Source organism: Halotalea alkalilenta (assembly GCF_001648175.1).
In the GTDB taxonomy this organism is placed as follows: domain Bacteria; phylum Pseudomonadota; class Gammaproteobacteria; order Pseudomonadales; family Halomonadaceae; genus Halotalea; species Halotalea alkalilenta_A.
In genome coordinates, this window is sequence record NZ_CP015243.1 from 3,888,367 (window position 1) to 3,906,084 (window position 17,718).

Here is a 17,718-nt window from a genome sequence, read left to right on the forward strand (position 1 = left end):
GGTCAGGTTCGAAGGCGCTTTCCAGTGGCGAGATCGCGAATCTCGCTGGGTCGGTCACGACCGCCGAGGGCCCCCGACACCACCGCATCGAGCGCATCGCCGAAGTCCCGGCGCACCTCCTCCTCGCTGAGCGCCGACGGCGAACCGGCTAAATTCGCCGAGGTCGACACCAGCGGACCGCCGAACGCATCGCACAGCGCCGAGGCCAGCGGGTGGGCGGTGACCCTGAGCGCCACCTTGTCGTGTGCCCCTCGTATCAATGGGTGAGCACGGCCATTGTCGGGAACCAGCCAGGTGAGCGGCCCGGGCCACTGCTCGGCCAGCCGTCGGCGAGACTCGGCGTCGAGCCCAGAAAGCCAGGGCTCGAACTGCTCGATGGATGCAGCGATCAGGATCAACCCCTTGGCCGCATCGCGCCGCTTCAACCCGAGCAGCCGTTCGAGCGCGAGCGGATCATCGGGATCGCAGCCGAGCCCCCAGACCGCTTCGGTCGGATAGGCGACGATCCCACCCCGGCGCAGCACCACGGCGGCGTCGGCGATCACCTCGGTAGTCATGGTGCAATCTTTCCCTGGTAAACGGTGGCGCCGATTCTAGCCTCTTTGATTGCCCGACTCATCCCTCATGCCGCCGAACCCAGCCTCCCGGCCGGCGCAGCACCCGCCCCTCGATCTCCAGCGCCTGGAGCATCGCCGCACAGCGCGAGACATCGAGGGCGGCGCGCTCGACCAGCGCATCCAGCGGCACCGGTGACTCTCCGAGCAGCGCAAGCAGCGGGCCCCCTTCCCCCATCGCGTCCGGCTCGGCCGCGGCGACCGGCGCGAGCGAAAGCCGGCCGGAGAACTCATCGAACAGTTCATCGGCCCGCGTCACCAGCCGGGCCCCTTCCTGGATCAGCCATAGGCAGCCCTGCACCCGGGGATCGTCCAGCGCGCCGGGCAGCGCGAACACCTCGCGATTCTGCTCCAGCGCCAGCCGGGCACTGATCAAAGAGCCGCTTCGCATCGCCGCCTCGATCACCAGCACCCCCTGGCTCAACCCGGTGACCAGCCGGTTGCGCCGTGGAAAATGCCCGGCATGCGCCGGGGTGGCGGGAGGCAGCTCGGAGAGCAACAGCCCCCCTTCGGCGAGCAGCCGCTCGCGCAGCCGAGCGTGCTGGCGCGGATAGAGCACATCGACACCGCAGCCGAGCACTGCGATGCTGCGCCCCTTTGCCTCGAGCGCTCCCAGGTGGGCGGCGCCGTCGATGCCCTTGGCCATCCCGCTTACGACCGCGAATCCGCCGGCGGCGAGCCGTGCAGAAAAATCCATCGCATGACGCAGCCCATCCCGGCTGGGTCGACGACTGCCGACCACCGCGATGCAAGGCAGCTCCAATGCGTCAAGATCCCCCCACCCCCAAAGCAGCGCGGGCGGGTCATCTATCTCGTCGAGCAGAGGGGGCCAGCGAGGATGGCCCGGATGAAGCAGGTGGCGCGCTTCACCGTGCTCGAGCCAGGCGAGCATCGGATCCAGCAGTTCGCGACCGACGTCGGCACGCAGCAGATAGCGCAGATAGCTGCGCTGCTCGACACTCAAGGCGGCCAGCCAACCGTCCGGCCAGGCCGCCTTCGACTGCCGCAGCCGCCGAAGGCGACGAAACCCCAACCCCGGCACCAGCGACAGCGCCAACCACTCCCGCGCTCCAGGCCATGCTTCGCTCATCGATGCTCCCCTCCCTCAGCGGTTTATCTGCCGCCCGTGGCGCACTACAATAGGGGCATTCCCGCCGTTCGCCGCCTATGAGACATAGCGGCAGGCCATCGCTGCGGTTTAGCTCCAGCTGGACGCTCGCCGAGCGAAGCGGCCGTGGATATCACCCGTGCTTCTAGATCGATCTCCGCGGTCCACCACGACTGGGTTCGCGCCAGCGGTGACTTGGTGCTATCTGCGGCGGAGGCGTCCTTACTTTTTTGGTATCCCTACCCATGGCCATACTCCAGATCCTCGAATACCCCGACGAACGCCTGCGCACCGTCGCCAAACCGGTCGAGAAGTTCGACGATGAGTTGAACAAGCTGATCGACGACATGTTCGACACCATGTACGACGCACCCGGCATCGGCCTTGCCGCCACCCAGGTGGATCACCACATCCGTCTGTTCGTGATGGACGTGAGCGACACCCAGAACCAGCCGATGGTGCTGATCAACCCCGAGTACGAGCCGCTCGACGACGAGCGCGCACCGATGCAGGAAGGCTGCCTGTCGGTACCCGAGTACTACGCCGAGGTGCCCCGGGCACTGCGCATTCGCGCGCGCGCGCTGGACCGCAACGGCGAGCCTTTCGAGCTCGAAGCCGATGGCCTGCTCGCCCACTGCATCCAGCATGAGAGCGATCACCTCGACGGCAAGCTGTTCGTCGACTACCTCTCGCCGCTCAAGCGCGAGCGGATCAAGAAGAAGATGCAGAAGCGCCACAAGGCCAGCGCTTGAGCCAGCCTCGAGCGCTGCGTCGCACACCATCGCCATCGAGTCCTTCCATGCCCGTATCCCTGCGTGTCGGCTTCGCCGGCACCCCTGACTTCGCCGCCGCCATCCTCGAGGCGCTGCTCGATAGCCGCCACCAGGTGGTGTGCGTCTATACCCAACCCGACCGCCCCGCCGGACGGGGACGCAAACCGCAGCCAAGCCCGGTGAAGCTGCTCGCCGAGCGCCATGGCTTGCCGGTTCACCAGCCCGAGCGGCTCAAGAGTGAGGAGAGCCGGGCCGCGCTGGTCGAGGCACGTCTCGACGTCCTGGTGGTCGCCGCCTACGGCTTGATCCTGCCGCGCGAAGTGCTCGAGATCGCGCGCCTCGGCGCGCTCAATGTCCATGCCTCGCTACTGCCGCGCTGGCGCGGCGCGGCGCCGATCCAACGCGCGATCGAGGCTGGCGATACTGAAAGCGGGGTGACGATCATGGCGATGGACGAAGGCCTCGATACCGGCGACATGCTGCTCGAACGCCGGGTAGCGATCGATGCGCAAACTACCGGTGGCGCGCTCCATGACGCTCTCGCCGTGCTTGGCGCGGAAGCCATCGTCAGCGCCCTGGATACGCTCGCCGATGATCCCGCGCGCCTCCCTCCCCGCCCTCAGCCGGCGCAAGGGGTGACCTATGCCGCCAAGCTCTCCAAAGCGCAGGCCCGGCTCGATTTCGACCAGCCCGCCGAGCGGCTCGCCGCCAAAGTGCGCGCCTTCAATCCCTGGCCGGTGGCCTGGGCGGAACTCGATGGAGAACCGCTGCGGATATGGGCCGCCGAGGCCGAGCCGCAGGACGCCTCGCAGGCCGCCCCCGGCACGCTGCTCGAAAGCGACGGCGAATCGCTGCGTATCGCCTGTGCGAGCGGACAGCTGCGGGTGCTCCGCGCTCAGCTGCCCGGCGGCAAGCCGCTGGCGCTGCGCGAACTGCTCAATAGCCGCGCCGGGCGCTTCCTGCCCGGCAAGCGCTTCGCCCCCCTGGAGCCAAGCGCATGAGCGCTTCACCGCGTGAACCCACCGACCCGCGCGCCGCTGCCGCCCGCGCGCTGGTGCCGATCATCGAGCGCCGAGCCTCGCTCTCGAGCCTCGACGACGGCACCCTGAGCGGCCGCGACAAAGGCTTCTTCCGCGCGCTCTGCTTCGGTGTATGCCGTACCCTGCCGCGTCTCGAGGCGCTTGCCGGCATGCTGCTCTCCCAAGGCTTCAAGCCCCGCGATCGAGACATCCAGGCGCTGCTGCTGATCGGCCTGCACCAGCTGCTCTACATGCGGGTGCCGAATCATGCCGCGGTCGGCGAGACCGCCGGCGCCGCGCGGCTGCTCGGCAAGCCTTGGGCGACCAGGGTGCTGAACGCCTGCCTCAGGCGCTGCCAGCGCGAGCGTGAAGCCCTCGAGGCGCGCCTTGACGCCGAGCGCCAGAGCCAGCTGCTCCACCCGGCCTGGCTGCTCGATGCAATCGAGCATGCCTGGCCCAACCAGGCCGCCTCGATCATCGCCGCCAATAACACCGCGGCACCGATGACGCTCAGGGTCAACCGCGCTCGCATCCAGCGCGACGAATATCTCACCCGACTCGAAGCCGAGGGTCTCGAGGCCCGCCCTTGCATCGATGCAGACGATGGCGTGACGCTCGCCGCCGCGGTCGATGCGTTGACGCTTCCGGGGTTCAAGGAGGGGCTGGTCAGCGTGCAGGACGAATCGGCCCAGCTCGCCGCTGCGCTCTTGATCGACCCACTGCTGGCCTCACCCGCCCAGGCACCGCTTCGGGTGCTCGACGCCTGCAGTGCACCCGGCGGCAAGAGCATGCAGCTGATCGAGCGTGCGGTCGCCGCCGGGCGCGAGCTGTCGCTCAAATCGTTGGACAGCGACGCCCAGCGGCTGAAACGGGTCGAGCAGGGCATTGCCCGCATCTCGCCGCCGGAGTCGGTCGCCGTGGACATCATCGAAGCCGATGCCACCCAGCTCGATTGGTGGGACGGCCAGCGCTTCGACGCCATCCTGCTCGACGCGCCTTGCTCCGGTACCGGGGTGATTCGCCGCCATCCCGACATCAAGCAGCTGCGTCTCGCCACCGACATCGCCCAGCTCGCCGAGCTGCAGCGCCGGCTACTCGACAACCTGTGGCCGACCCTGCGCGTCGGTGGACGGTTGCTCTATGCCACCTGTTCAATCATGCCGGCGGAGAACCAGGCGCAGATCGAAACCTTCCTCGCCCACGCAGGCGATGCCCGGCTGGTCCCGATCGATGCCTCCTGGGGCATCGAGACCAACGGTGGCGCACGCCAGCGCCTGCCCGAAGTCGACGGCGCCGACGGGTTCTTCTATGCCTTGGTGGAGAAAACTTCGGACTGAAGGCGATTGGCTCCCCTCGACGCAAGCGCCCCGCTATAGCGGGGCGCTTGCGCTTCAGCAGGCTCAGCGACCAGGCCGATAGGGCTCGAACCAGCCAAGCCCCGCCTCGGTATCACTACGCGGATGGTACTCGCAGCCGATCCAGCCCTCGTATCCAGCCTCATCGAGTTGGGCGAACAGCCAGCCATAGTTGAGCTCGCCCTCGTCGGGCTCATGGCGGTCGGGTACACCCGCGATCTGCAGGTGGCCGACGGTGTCACGATAGCGCTCGAAGCAGCGCCACAGGTCACCATCCATGATCTGGGCGTGGTAGAAGTCCATCTGCACCTTGAGATTGGGAACACACAGCTCGGCCACCAAACTGTGCGCCTCAGCCTGATGGCTGAGCAGGTAGCCGGGCATGTCACGCTGGTTGATCGGCTCGATCAGAAGCGTCATCCCCTCGCCCGCCAGCTTTTCGGCGGCGTAACGCAGGTTACCGCGGTAGATGTCGAGCGCTCGCTCACGCTCCATCCCGGCAGGCAGTATGCCGGCCATCGCATGCAGCCGTCGGCAGCCCAGCGTACGGGCATAGCCGAGCGCGGTCTCGACGCTGGCACGGAACTCGGCCTCGCGCCCAGGCAGGCTGGTGATACCCCGTTCTCCAGCCGACCAATCCCCGGGGGGCAGGTTGAACAGCGCCTGCTCGAGCCGGTGCTCTCGCAGAGCAGCGGCGATCTCTTCGGCGGAGAAGTCATAGGGAAAGAGGAACTCGACCGCCTCGAATCCGGCACGCGCGGCGCGCTCGAACCGGGACATGAACGGTACCTCGTTGAACAACATGCTCAGATTGGCGGCAAAACGCGGCATTCCGCTCTCCTCATGAATTCAATCAATAGGCGCATCGATTCGGACTCGATCGGTGCGGGCTCCTTCATTCACCAGCGCGCACCGAAGGACTGGCGCAGCGCTTCGATCTGCTCCTCGTCCAGCGTGGTCACGTCGCGGCCGTGCAGCAGCAGGCAGAGCCGCGCGGTCTCCTCGAGCTCTTCCATCGCACTGCGCGCCGACGCGAGCGTCGCTGCGGAAACCACCGGGCCGTGATTGGCCAGCAGCACCGCGGTATGGCTCGCCGCCATCTCGGCGACCGCCTCGCCCATCGCCGGATCCCCAGGGCGGAAATAGGGCAACAGCGGCAGCCGGCCGACGCGCATGACGAAATAGGGCGTGATCGGCGGTATGCACGAGCGGGTATCGAGCCCGGAGAGGCACGAAAGCGCAGTGGCATAGGTCGCGTGCAGGTGGATCACCGCGCCGGCCTCGGGGCGCTGTTCGTAGAAGGCGCGATGGAGAAACGACTCCTTGGTCGGCGGGTCGCCGGCGAGCAGCCGACCCTCCCAGTCGAGCTTGCTGATTCGCTCCGGCTCGAGCTCGCCGAGCGCTACATTGGTCGGCGTCATCAGCCAGCCGTCGTCGAGCTTGGCACTCAAATTGCCGGAGGTGCCCGGCGCCATGCCGAGGCTGCGAAACTCGCGTCCGATCCTGCACAGCTCATCTCGCAGCTGGGATTCGTCGCGCCCGCTCATGGCAGCACCTCCCATGCACGGGTCATGAAATCGACCTGGCCGAAGTTCCCTGACTTCAATGCCAGCGCCAGCGCGGGCTCGCGGCCGACGCTGTGGGTCCAGGGCACCCCTGTATCGATGCTCGGGCCGATCTTGAGCCCTTCGACGCCGAGCGCTTCGACCACCGCGCCCGAGCTCTCACCTCCAGCGACCAGGATTCGTCGGACCCCGGCCTCATCCACCAGCCGCCGTGCAAGACATGCCAGCGCGCGCTCGACCAGCGCACCAGACGCCTCGACACCGAAGCGGGCCTGAACCTCGCGCAGCCGCTCGGCGGGGCTGCTGGCGTGGACCACCACCGGCCCTTGGTCGAGTCTCGCCAGGCAGTAGTCGAACAGCGATTGAAGATGCGTGTCGAAATCCTCTGCCAGCGACTCGACCTCCACTGCGATGCTCGGATAGCGCCCACGGGCATGCTCGAGCTGCCCGAGGGTCGCTCTGGAACAGCTACCGCTCAGGATCAGCGCGCGCCCTTCGATCGGCGGCAGCCGGTCCGCGTCCGCGCGGGCGGTGAAGCCATCCAAGGTGGCAGGGATCGAAAGCCCCAGCCCCGAGCCGCCGGTGAGCAGCACCGAATCGCTGGCGGCGGCGGCGAGCAGGTGAAGATCCGCCTCGTCGAGGGTGTCGCAGATCGCGATGCCGACGCCCTCCCCGCGCAGCGCCTCGATCCGCGCACGCACCGCCTCGACACCCTTGGCGAGATCGTGATGGCTGACCAGCCCGACCCGATGCCGGGTCTGCGGCGCGAGTACGCGCAGCAGGCAAGGGTCGGTCATCGGCGTTAGCGGATGGTCCTGCATGCCGCTTTCGTTCAGCAGCACTTCGTTGGCGAACAGGTAACCGTTGTAGACCGTGCGCCGGTTGGCCGGTAGCGCCGGCACCGCAAGAGTGAAATCGACCCCAAGCGCCGCCATCAGCGCGTCGGTGACCGGCCCGATGTTGCCTTCGGCGGTGGAATCGAACGTCGAGCAGTACTTGAAGTAGAAACGCTCACAGCCCTGCTCACGCAGCCAAGCGAGCGCCGCAAGCGAGAGCTCGACCGCGCGCTCTGGTGCCACGGTACGCGATTTGAGCGCGACCACCACCGCGTCGCAGTCGTCATCCAGCGCCGCACCGGGGACACCGATGGTCTGCACCACTCGCATGCCCGCCGCCACCAATTGGCTAGCGAGATCGGTAGCGCCAGTGAAATCGTCAGCGATACAGCCGAGCAGAAGTTTGTCAGCCATGCTCAAGCCTCCTTTGCTTTGGGTAGCTGTACGCCTGGGAAGATTTTCACCACTGCGGCGTCATCCTCACCACCAAGCCCCATCGCGGAGGCCTGGGTGAACATCGAAAGCGCCTGGGCGGTGAGCGGCAGCGGGAACTTGCGCCCCAGGGCGCTTTCGTGGACCAGGCCCAGATCCTTGACGAAGATGTCGACCGCCGAACGTGGCGAGTAGTCCGCATGGAGGATATGCGGCACGCGGTTTTCGAACATCCAGGAGTTGCCAGCGCTGGCGGTGATCACCTCGAACAGCGCATCCGGATCGCAGCCACCGCTGATGCCGTAGGCCATCGCCTCGGCGGCGGCGGCGATGTGCACGCCGGCGAGCAGCTGGTTGACCAGCTTGACCTGGGAACCCGCACCGATCGCCTCGCCGAGACGAAAAAGCCGCGCCGACACCGCATCCAATGCGCCCGCCGCTTTGTCGAACGCCTCGGCCCCGCCGGAGGCCATCACCGTCAGTTCACCCGCAGCGGCCTTGACCGCACCGCCGGAGATCGGCGCATCGATCAGGCTGAGGCCAAGCGCCTCGAGCGGCGCCGCAAGCGCGCGTACCGCATCGGGGGCGCAGGTGGCGCACTGGATCACCACGCCTCCCGGCGCCATCCGCGTACAGGCCCCCTGCTCGCCGAGCAGCACTTCCTGGGCCTGGCGAGCATTGACCACCACGCAGAACAGCACATCGACCCGTTCGCCGAGCGCCGCGGGGCTTTGCGCCACATGCCCGCCGTCGGCTGCGAAGCTCGAGCGCGCTGACTCGCTGAGATCGCAGCCCCAGGTGTCGAAACCAGCGCGCAGCAGCGAGCGCGCAATCCCCATGCCCATCGATCCCAGGCCGATCACACCGACCGAGGGGAGCGCTACGTTCTGGGTTTGCTGCATTGTTGCCCCCTATCCAGGATGGTATTTCCTCAACCTCGCACGCCCCGCAGGTCTCCCTGACTAGGGCGAGTCAACACGCCCTGAGGCGCAGTTCGGCATGCTCTAGGTGGCTTCTGATCGCCGCCGACGCCCCCTGCGCATCCTGTGCCTCGATTCGCTCGACGATCAGCGCATGCTCACGCTCGACCTGCCGCATGTAGACACCGCGCTTGGCTTCGTTGGAGCGGGTGATCCTTATCGTGCGCCGCAGCAGTACGTGGCACAGATTGACCACCTTGAGCAGGTAAGGACTGTTGGACGCCTCCGCGACCAAGCGGTGGAAAGCGACATCCTCCTCGACACCATCGCCCCCAGCCGCCACCGCCTCATCGAGTTCCTCCAGCGCCATCTTCAACCGCCGCAGCTGTGCTGGCGTACGACGCAGCGCCGCCAGCTCCGCCGCCTCGCTTTCGAGTGCCCGTCTCAACTCGAGCACGCCCGTTACCGCGCTCAACTGGTCACCCGGTAGCGGCAGGCTGATCATCGCCGAGGCCACTTCGGCGACGTAGCTGCCGCTTCCTCGCCGCGAGACCACCAAACCCGCATCACGAAGCACGGAAATCGCCTCCCGCACCACGGACCGGCTGATCTCGAAACGCTCGCAGAGCGCGGCCTCGGTAGGCAGCCGCTCACCTGGGGCGAGCGCGCCACTGATAATTTCCTCACGCAACCAATCCGCCACTTGGTGAGACAAATGCGGCGAACGTGCAGGTAAATCACTCATCGCGATAACGATCTCCGACTAATGGCGATCTTCCCAACCGCGATATTTGTCAGACAACATTACAAATATCGCCAATGGAGTTCAATTCATCCTTTGGGTGAAAGAGCCACACCATCACCACCAAACGACAAAGGATATACCCGATATGGACATGCATATGCTGGCTGCCCTAGTGCTGGGCGTCGTGTCGGTCATCACCTTGATTCTGCGCTCAAGACTCGACCCCTTCGCCGCGCTGCTGATCGGGGCGCTGGTCACGGGGCTGATTGCGGGAGTCTCGCCAGATGCCCTGGTAACCTCGATCACCCAAGGCTTCGGCGCAACGCTGGCCAGCATCGGTATCGTCATCGGCCTGGGGGTGATGCTGGGCAAGGTGATGGAGGTCACCGGGGCGGCCACGGTACTGGCGCGGATGTTCATCCGCCTGTTCGGCAAGAACCGCGAAGAGATCGCGATGGCCACCACTGGCGCCGTAGTCTCGGTGCCGGTCTTCTGCGACACCGCGTTCGTCATGCTTCACCCGCTGGTGAAACCGCTCGCCCGACATGCCAAACGCTCGGTCGTGGCGCTTTCGATCGCGCTGGCGGGGGGCCTTGCGATCAGTCACCACATGGTACCGCCAACGCCCGGGCCATTGGCCGCAGCGGCACTGCTGGGCCTGGATCTGGGGGCGCTGTTCGCCGCGGGGGCGCTGTTCATCATCGCGCTGCTGCCGGTGGTGATCATCTACGCCCGCATCGTCGGGCCCAGGCTGGAAAGCCAACGCTTGGGCTACACCGCCGACTCCGAGGAGGAGGAGCAGGCCGACGAGACCAACCAGGACGAACAGCACAACAATGCACACATCGGGCCATGGAAAGCACTGGCGCCCATCCTGGTGCCGGTGGTACTGATCCTCACCAACACGTTCAGCCAAGCGCTCGTCCCGGGATCGCACTTCGCCGCGCTCGCCACCTTCTTCGGCGCACCGGCCATCGCCTTGCTGATCGGTCTGCTCATCGCACTCTATACGCTGCCTTCAAAGCGCACCTCCCGCGAAACCATCGTCGGTTGGATGGGAACCGCCGCGGCCTCCGGCGGGATGATCATCTTCATCACCGGCGCAGGGGGCGCCTATGGCCAGGTACTGCGCGATTCAGGGGTCGGCAGTTCGCTCGGCGCCGCGGTATCGGAATGGGCCTTGCCGCTGTTCATGGTGCCCTTCGTCATCGCGACGGTAGTACGCGTAGCTCAAGGCTCCGGTACCGTCGCCATCATCACCGCCGCCACGCTCTCCGTACCGCTGGTGGAAAGCGGCGGGCTGGATCCGCTGCTGGCCGCGCTCGCGGTCTGCGCAGGATCGATGGCGATGCCCTACTACAACGACTCCTACTTCTGGGTCGTGACCCGCTTCACCGGCCTGAGCGGTAGCGCAGCCCTGAAGATGCACACCGGTATGCTGACGACACTGTGGTTGGCCAGCATCCCCCTATTGATCATCGCATCATTGGTGCTCTGACCAGCGCATCGATGCCCATTGCACCCATCGACACCATCCAATCGAGGAGTTTCGAACATGCATCTCATCGTCACCGGCGGGGCAGGCTTTCTCGGCAGCCGTTTGATTTCCGCGCTGCTCTCACCGAAAAACGAACGTCTCGGGCTCGACGTCACCCACATCACTTCACTCGACCGAGTGGCCTGTCCACTCGATCATCCTAACGTCGAATCGGTGATTGGCGATATCGAAGACCCCGGCCTGGTCCGCTCGCTCATCAGGGAGGATACGTTCGGTATCGCTCACCTCGCGGCCATCGTCAGCTCCCAGGCGGAGAGCGATTTCGAACTGGGCATGCACGTCAACCTGGATGCCACGCGGGCGATACTGGATGCCTGTCGGCTGCATTCCAAGCGCCTGCGGCTGCTGTTCACCAGCTCCCTGGCGGTGTTCGGCGCAGGCGTGGGCCGACGCGTGGAGGATCACAGCTGCGTCAAGCCACGCTCGTCGTACGGGACCCAGAAAGCGATCGGCGAACTCCTGGTCAGCGATTACAGCAGGCACGGTTTCGTCGACGGTCGCGTCTGTCGTCTACCCACCATCGTCGTTCGTCCCGGGCGCCCGAACGCGGCGGCCTCCTCCTTCGCCAGCGGGATCATCCGCGAGCCGCTCAGCGGCGTTCCAAGCGTCTGCCCGGTATCACCCTCACTGAGCATGTGGCTCTCCTCTCCGGAGACCGTGATCGATAACCTGATCCACGCGCTCGCCATCGAGGAGCGGCTGATCGACGAGGATCGAGTGATCAATCTGCCCGGTATCAGCGTCAGTGTCGAAGACATGCTGGGTGCGCTGGAGCGGCAAGCGGGCAAGGAGACGAGGTCGCTGGTCAGTTTCGAACACGACGCCAGGATCGATGCGATCGTCTCCAGCTGGCCCGAATCGTTCGATACGCAACGAGCCGATGCCTTGGGCTTCCACACCGATGCCGGATTCGACGCAATCATCGACAAGTTCATCGCCAGCCGCTCATCGACATGAGCTAGCCGCGAAGCATCGCCGCGCCGGCCCGCTCGAGCGGGTCGGCGCGGCTGGGCGCTCAAGCCCTTGGCAGTTCGATCTGCAGCTTGATGTCGGCGGGCCGCCCTTCGGCCGCGCGCTCGAACGCTTCGATCGCGCGATCGAAGGGATAGGTCTCGCGGATCAGCGCCTTGAGATCGACTTTGCCGGAGGCGATCAGTGCGATCGCGCGATCATAGACATTGGCGTAGCGGAACACCGTCTCGATGCGGATCTCCTTGGCCTGCGCCGCGACCACGTCGAAACGCACAGGCTCCACCGGCATGCCGACCAGCACCAGCGCACCGCCCGGGCGTACGCAGGCGATCGCATCGTCGTATACCCTCGGGCTGCCGCTGGCTTCGAATACCGCATCGGCCCCCCAGTCATCACCGCACAACAGGGAGAGCCGGTCACGCAGCGACTCGCAAGAGACGTTGACCGGAATCAGGCCGGGATAGCCCGCGGCAAGCTCGAGCTTCTCGTCGACGACGTCCGAAATCACCACCTGTCCGGCGCCCGAGGCGAGCGCCGCTAGCGCGACCATCAGTCCAATGGTACCGGCGCCGGTAACCACGCAGAGATCACCCGGTTTGATCCCAGCCTTGACCGAAGCCTGGACGCCGACCGCGAACGGCTCGACCATCGCCCCCTCGGCATGGCTGACCGCGTCGGGCAGGCGATAGGTGAATGCCGCTGGGTGGACCACCTCGGGGGTGAGGCAGCCGTGAATCGGCGGCGTGGCCCAGAACGTCACCCTCGGGTCGACGTTGTAGATACCGAGCCGGGAGGCGCGCGACTGTGGATCGGGAATCCCCGGCTCCATGCACACGCGATCGCCCACCTCGAGATGGCGCACGTTGGCGCCGACCTCGATCACTTCCCCCGATGCCTCGTGGCCCAGCACCATTGGCTGCTCGACCACGAACGGCCCGATCCTGCCATGGGTGTAGTAGTGGATATCGCTGCCACAGATTCCCACGGTGCGGATCGCGATGCGCACGTCATCCGCGCCCAGCCGGTCATCCAGCGCGATCTCACGCAGCGAGAGCTGTCCTTTCTCCTCGAGTACCAGCGCTTTGGCGTTCATTCTTGGTTACCTCCCCTATGGCCTGGCCGCGCACTGAAATCGACGCCGAGCGTGAGGGCGTCATCGTCAGTTGGAAGCTAATCCCTGGCCGGCGCGCTCGCTAGCGAGGCTCGTGCACGAAAGAGATCCTCTCTTTCACCGGATCGAAGAAAAGAACGGCGAACCCGCATAGCGCAAGGCCCCAATGAATGGGGCCTTCGGGCGAACAGGCATACGAATGCGACTAAATGGCTAGGCTAAACGGCTGAGCAAGAAGGCACCGGTGAGACACGAAAGAGCGGCGCCTCACCCCTTGGCCAGCCACAGCGCCAGGGCGGGAAACAGGTAGACCAAAATCAACGCAACCACCATCAGGGCGAAGAACGGCACCACCCCGCGCACGATCTCACCCATCCGCGCGCCCGCCACCGCCTGGAGCACGAACAGGTTCATCCCCACCGGCGGCGTGATCAGAGCGAACTCGATCATGATCACGAAGAGGATGCCGAACCACACGAGGTCGATTCCCATGCCGAGCAGCGAGGGCAGCAGGATCGGCACCATCAGCAGCAGCAGCGAGACCGACTCGAGGAACAGTCCTACGACCAGCACCACCAGCGCCACCACCAGCAGGAAACCGAGCGGAGTGGTGAAGGTCGCGGTGATCTGGGCGGTGATCTGCTGCGGGATGTCGTAAAGCGCCACCGCATGGCCGAACAGCTTGGCGCCGATGATGATCAAAAACAGCGTCACGGTAGTGCGGAAGCTGTCGAGCACCGCCTGGCGCAGGTCGGCCCAGTTGAGCCTGCCCAGCAGCCCGACCAGCAGAACCGCTGCCACCGCGCCAATGCCCGCCGCCTCGGTGGGCGTGAATGCGCCGGTGTAGATGCCGCCGACGATCAGTACCGCGAGCCCCAGCGCAGGCAGCGCACCACGGCTCGCCCGCCAGCGCTGTTTCAAGCTCTGCGGGGTGAGGCGAGGCGCGCCGTGGCGGGTAAAGGCGTGAACCAGGCAGGCGAGCATGAAAAGCCCGGTCAGCACCAGGCCCGGGACGATACCGGCGAGGAACAGCTCGACGATCGACTCCTCGGTGATCGCGCCGTAGATGATCAACGGGATCGAAGGTGGGATCAGCACCCCCAGGGTACCGCCGGCGGCAAGCAGTCCATAGACGAAGCGTTTCGGATAGCCGCGCGAGGTCATTTCGCCGATCGCCACGTTGCCTATCGTTGCCGCGGTCGCCACCGACGAGCCGCAGATCGCCGAAAACAGCGCGCAGGAGAGGATCGTCGCCACGCCGAGCCCTCCCGGCCAGTGGCCGACCCAGCTCTGCACCGCAGCGAACAGATCACGCCCCATGCCGCCACGCAGCAGCACGTTCGACATCAACAGGAACAGCGGCACCGAGAGCAGCACGAAGCTGTCGATCCCCTCGATCAGCCCTAGCGGTATGCTGATCATCGGAATCTCGATCCACCAAAGCATCACCGCCGCCAGCAGGGCGAAGGCGAATGCCACCGGCACCCCGGCGGCGAGCAGTGCGAGCAGCGCGGCCACCACCCACCAGGCGCTCATTGCAGCACCTCCCGCACCGGCCGGCGCTGGCCGCATACCAGACGGACGAGCTCGAGCAGCGCCTGGGCGCAGAGCAGGCCGAAGCCGATCGGCACCGCCGCTTCGCTGGTCCAGGCTGGCAGCATCAGAAGGCTCGCCGAGGCGCGCCCCACGCTCAGGCTCTCGATCAGCGAGATCGCACCGAACCAGGTGGCCAGCAGGCTGAAGGCGAGCACCGCGACGAGTGCCAGCAGGTCGCTCACCAGGCGAACGCGCTCGCCCCCCATTCACGGATCACGGTGATGCGAATCAAGCCGTCATGGCGCAACACGTAGGCGGCACCGAGATAGGTGGCCCACAGCTGGGCGAGCAGGGTCAGCTCCTCGACCCAGATCGAGGGTGAATTGAGCAGGTAGCGCCACACCACCTCGTAACAGATCGCCACTGCCACCGCAGCGAACAGCCAAGCGCCGAGCAGTGCGGCGAACTCGGCGAGCCGGTCGATCGGGTTGGCAGGGGCAGCGGTGGAGATGGGACTGCGCTCGGGCATCATGGCAGGCGCTCCTCGCTGGGACGGTTGATCTGTTCGACGGCCTCGAGCAGCTCGGCGCCGAGCGCACCGCTCTGGGCCAGGAAGGCCGCGCGAACCGGGGTCGAGGCCTCGCGCCAGCGCTCGCGCTCGGCGTCACTGAGCTCGACCACCTCGGCGCGCTCGGCGACGAATGCCTCGGCTTCACGCTCAAGACGCGGGATCTGGTCGCGCAGCTCCAGCTCGGCCTCGCGCGCGGCGGTGGCGAGCACCTCGCGCTGGCGATCGTCGAGCGAGCGCCAGCGCTGGTCGTTGATCAGCACCACGAACTCGACGTCGGCATGGCGGGTCAGGGTGATATGGGGCATCAGCTCGTAGAGCCGCCTCGACTTGATCGCGAGGATGCCGGAGAGCCCGGCATCCACCGTGCCGCGCTGGTAGGCGAGGAACTGCTCGGCACCGGAAAGCAAGGTTGGTGCGGCGCCGATCGCCTCGATGAAATCCCCCACCGTCTTGCCGAAGACCCGCACCTTGCGCCCGGCGAGATCCTCCGGCACACGCACCGGATGGTGGCTCATCACCACGGTACTGCCGTAGGGTTGCCACCACATCACCCGGGTACCGGTCTCGAGCAGCGCTTGATCGAGGCGCTGGCGCACTGGGCTGTCGATATCGATCGCACGCAGTACGGCCTGCTGGTCCTCGAACAAAAACGGCAGGTAGAACAGGTCGACCGCTGGCTGGATACCGGCGAACTGGGTCAGCGAGGCGATGCCCATGTCGATCGCCCCGACCCCGACCGCCTTGGGGATCATCTTGTCGCTGTAGAGCTGCGACGAGGGATAGATCACGATCCTGAGTTCGCCATCGCTGAGCGCTTCGACCCGCTCGGCGAACAGCGCCAGGTTCTGGCCGAGGGCATGGGCCTCGGGCAGCTGGGAAGCCAGCCGCAGGGTGGTCGCTGCGCGAGCCTCAAAGGAGAGGAGCGCCGCACATAGCACAATCAACCCGAACAGCGCGCGGCGAGAAAACATGATTGACGGCATGATGGACGGCACGGCGAGCGCAAAGCGCTGATGGAGATCGAAAAGTCGCGTTCGCAGCGGGCTTTCATCCGCTTCGTCCGAGACTCAGGGGAGATGGATCGTACCAGGGGGAAGGAGGCTGACAAGCGGCGCCGAGGGCGCTACAAACTTATTAAGTTTGAGCTATGAAACCCCGGCAGACGATTGCCGGACTTGCCCTGAGCGCCTGATTTTTCGGCAGATCATGCCCAGGGCTCGATGATGCTGCTACCCAGCATAGAAACGCCCTAACGCTTCCCGTAGAGCCCTGGCAGATCGAGGATCTGCTCCAGTTCCTCGAGCGCGCAGAAGGTCTCGTCAGCCAGCCGCGGGTCGGTGAGGTCCTCGGGCGAGAGACGATCACGATAGTGCCGCTCGACCCAGGCGGTGAGATCGGCATAGAGCGAATCGCACAGCAAAAGCCGCCCCCCCAGCGCTTCGCGCTCGACCCCGCTCAGCGCCACCCGCAAGCGCAGGCAGGCGGGGCCGCCGCCGTTGCTCATGCTCTGGGTGACGTCCTGGACCAGCAGCTCGCTGATCGGATTGGGTCCATCGAGCAGCAGGGTCTGCAGCGCGAACCACACCGCCTCGTTATTCTGGCACTCAACGGGCACCACCAGGCTCATGCTGCCGTCGCCATTGGAGAGCAGCTGGCTGTTGAACAGATAGCTGGATACCGCATCCTCGAGCGACACCGCCTCGATCGGCACACGCACCGGCAGCAGCAACGTGCCGTCGAGCGCCAGCATGCGTTCGCGCAGCGCCTCCAGGGTGCGTTCCTCGTCGGCGAAAGCGAGTTCGTGATAGAGCAGCACCGGGCCATTGCCGACCGCGATCACATCGTTGTGGAAGACACCCGCGTCGATCGCCCGTGGATGCTGGCGAGCGAACACCGCACGGCGATCACCCAGGCCATGCTGACGCGCCACCGCCTGCGAGGCGGCAAGGCTCTGACGCGCCTGGAAGCGCTGCGGCGCGATCGGCTGCGCATCGTCCCCGTCATCACGCCCATAGACGAACAGGTGGACGCCAGGCACCCCATGAGCGGCGCAGAGCCGGGTATGGTTGGCCGCGCCCTCATCGCTGAGCGCTGGTGTCGCCGGCAGCGCCGGGTGGTGGACGAAGTGGCGAGGCGAGGAGAATATCCGCGCCAGCATAGCGCTGGTGAACGATACCTCCAGGCTGCGATGAAGGCTGGACTGGAGATTGGCCGCGGTGAAGTGGACCTTACCATCCTGGCTATCGGCGCTGGGCGTCACGGTCGCCGCATTGGCCACCCACATGCTCGAGGCCGAGAATGCCGCGCGCAGCAGCGCAGGCGCTTCGCGCGCAGCCTCGTCGAGCATCCCCGGGCCATGGAAGCCAAGATCACTGAGCGTCGACAGCAGCGGTCGCGGCGCGGGGGGAATCACCCCCTGCAGGTAGCCCGCGTCCTTCAACGCCTTCATCTTGGCCAGGCCCTGCAACGCTGCCTGACGCGGGCTCGAGGTCAGTCCCGCGTTGTCTTGCGAGGCCAGGTTACCGTGCGCCAAGCCACTGTAGTTGTGGGTCGGGCCAACCAATCCATCGAAATTGACTTCGCGAACGTCGCTCATTTCTATT

At 66.1% G+C, this 17,718-nt stretch carries 18 protein-coding genes; 5 read left to right on the forward strand and 13 right to left on the reverse strand.

Annotated elements, in window-relative coordinates:
• Window positions 1-2: 2 nt before the first annotated feature.
• Both A5892_RS17435 and dprA read right to left on the reverse strand, forming a co-directional pair.
• Entirely contained in the window at window positions 3-557 is a 555-nt protein-coding gene (locus A5892_RS17435; RefSeq protein ID WP_064123868.1) for an L-threonylcarbamoyladenylate synthase, read from the reverse strand.
• A gap of 58 nt (window positions 558-615) precedes the next feature.
• A complete protein-coding gene (gene dprA, locus A5892_RS17440; protein ID WP_064123869.1) occupies window positions 616-1,704 on the reverse strand; it encodes a DNA-processing protein DprA in 1,089 nt (362 codons plus the stop codon).
• A gap of 263 nt (window positions 1,705-1,967) precedes the next feature.
• Between dprA and def the strand changes: the two genes are divergently transcribed.
• From def to rsmB, 3 genes are read left to right on the forward strand one after another with little or no spacing between them, the layout of a single operon-like run.
• On the forward strand, window positions 1,968-2,474 hold the full coding sequence (gene def, locus A5892_RS17445; RefSeq protein WP_064123870.1) for a peptide deformylase: 507 nt from the start codon (window positions 1,968-1,970) through the stop codon (window positions 2,472-2,474).
• A gap of 47 nt (window positions 2,475-2,521) precedes the next feature.
• Complete coding sequence (gene fmt, locus A5892_RS17450; RefSeq protein WP_064123871.1) at window positions 2,522-3,496, forward strand: methionyl-tRNA formyltransferase; 975 nt, start codon at window positions 2,522-2,524, stop codon at window positions 3,494-3,496.
• On the forward strand, window positions 3,493-4,851 hold the full coding sequence (gene rsmB / locus A5892_RS17455; RefSeq protein WP_064123872.1) for a 16S rRNA (cytosine(967)-C(5))-methyltransferase RsmB: 1,359 nt from the start codon (window positions 3,493-3,495) through the stop codon (window positions 4,849-4,851). The genes fmt and rsmB overlap by 4 nt, the downstream gene beginning before the upstream one ends.
• 63 nt (window positions 4,852-4,914) lie before the next feature.
• Here the strand turns inward: rsmB and otnI are convergent, their stop codons facing one another.
• The 5 genes from otnI to A5892_RS17480 all read right to left on the reverse strand — a co-directional run bounded on the left by otnI (window position 4,915) and on the right by A5892_RS17480 (window position 9,367).
• A complete protein-coding gene (otnI, locus tag A5892_RS17460) occupies window positions 4,915-5,700 on the reverse strand; it encodes a 2-oxo-tetronate isomerase (RefSeq protein WP_064123873.1) in 786 nt (261 codons plus the stop codon).
• A gap of 68 nt (window positions 5,701-5,768) precedes the next feature.
• Entirely contained in the window at window positions 5,769-6,416 is a 648-nt protein-coding gene (gene otnC, locus A5892_RS17465) for a 3-oxo-tetronate 4-phosphate decarboxylase (RefSeq protein WP_064123874.1), read from the reverse strand.
• The gene (gene otnK, locus A5892_RS17470) at window positions 6,413-7,684 is read right to left on the reverse strand and encodes a 3-oxo-tetronate kinase (protein WP_064123875.1); all 1,272 of its coding nucleotides are present in this window, start codon (window positions 7,682-7,684) and stop codon (window positions 6,413-6,415) included. The genes otnC and otnK overlap by 4 nt, the downstream gene beginning before the upstream one ends.
• A gap of 2 nt (window positions 7,685-7,686) precedes the next feature.
• Window positions 7,687-8,604: an L-threonate dehydrogenase gene (ltnD, locus tag A5892_RS17475; RefSeq protein WP_064123876.1), complete on the reverse strand. Its 918-nt coding sequence runs from the start codon at window positions 8,602-8,604 to the stop codon at window positions 7,687-7,689.
• A 70-nt stretch (window positions 8,605-8,674) separates the two neighbouring features.
• Window positions 8,675-9,367, reverse strand: a complete 693-nt coding sequence (locus A5892_RS17480; RefSeq protein WP_064123877.1) for a FadR/GntR family transcriptional regulator — start codon at window positions 9,365-9,367, stop codon at window positions 8,675-8,677.
• 145 nt (window positions 9,368-9,512) lie between these two features.
• Between A5892_RS17480 and A5892_RS17485 the strand changes: the two genes are divergently transcribed.
• Both A5892_RS17485 and denD read left to right on the forward strand, forming a co-directional pair.
• On the forward strand, window positions 9,513-10,865 hold the full coding sequence (locus tag A5892_RS17485; protein ID WP_064123878.1) for a GntP family permease: 1,353 nt from the start codon (window positions 9,513-9,515) through the stop codon (window positions 10,863-10,865).
• A gap of 57 nt (window positions 10,866-10,922) precedes the next feature.
• Window positions 10,923-11,882 (forward strand): D-erythronate dehydrogenase, encoded by a 960-nt coding sequence (gene denD, locus A5892_RS17490; protein ID WP_064123879.1) that lies wholly within the window; start codon window positions 10,923-10,925, stop codon window positions 11,880-11,882.
• Between the two features lie 58 nt (window positions 11,883-11,940).
• Here denD and A5892_RS17495 read toward each other — a convergent pair whose 3' ends face one another.
• From A5892_RS17495 to astB, 6 genes are all read right to left on the reverse strand, one after another.
• On the reverse strand, window positions 11,941-12,990 hold the full coding sequence (locus A5892_RS17495) for an NAD(P)-dependent alcohol dehydrogenase (RefSeq protein ID WP_064123880.1): 1,050 nt from the start codon (window positions 12,988-12,990) through the stop codon (window positions 11,941-11,943).
• A gap of 285 nt (window positions 12,991-13,275) precedes the next feature.
• Complete coding sequence (locus A5892_RS17500) at window positions 13,276-14,544, reverse strand: TRAP transporter large permease (RefSeq protein ID WP_064123881.1); 1,269 nt, start codon at window positions 14,542-14,544, stop codon at window positions 13,276-13,278.
• Entirely contained in the window at window positions 14,541-14,786 is a 246-nt protein-coding gene (locus A5892_RS20925; RefSeq protein ID WP_190295631.1) for a TRAP transporter small permease subunit, read from the reverse strand. Before A5892_RS20925 ends, A5892_RS17500 begins: the two co-directional genes overlap by 4 nt.
• Window positions 14,783-15,076: a TRAP transporter small permease gene (locus A5892_RS20930; RefSeq protein WP_064123883.1), complete on the reverse strand. Its 294-nt coding sequence runs from the start codon at window positions 15,074-15,076 to the stop codon at window positions 14,783-14,785. Before A5892_RS20930 ends, A5892_RS20925 begins: the two co-directional genes overlap by 4 nt.
• Complete coding sequence (dctP, locus tag A5892_RS17515) at window positions 15,073-16,098, reverse strand: TRAP transporter substrate-binding protein DctP (protein WP_064124591.1); 1,026 nt, start codon at window positions 16,096-16,098, stop codon at window positions 15,073-15,075. Before dctP ends, A5892_RS20930 begins: the two co-directional genes overlap by 4 nt.
• Window positions 16,099-16,364: 266 nt before the next feature.
• Entirely contained in the window at window positions 16,365-17,711 is a 1,347-nt protein-coding gene (gene astB / locus A5892_RS17520; protein ID WP_064123884.1) for an N-succinylarginine dihydrolase, read from the reverse strand.
• Window positions 17,712-17,718 lie beyond the last annotated feature (7 nt).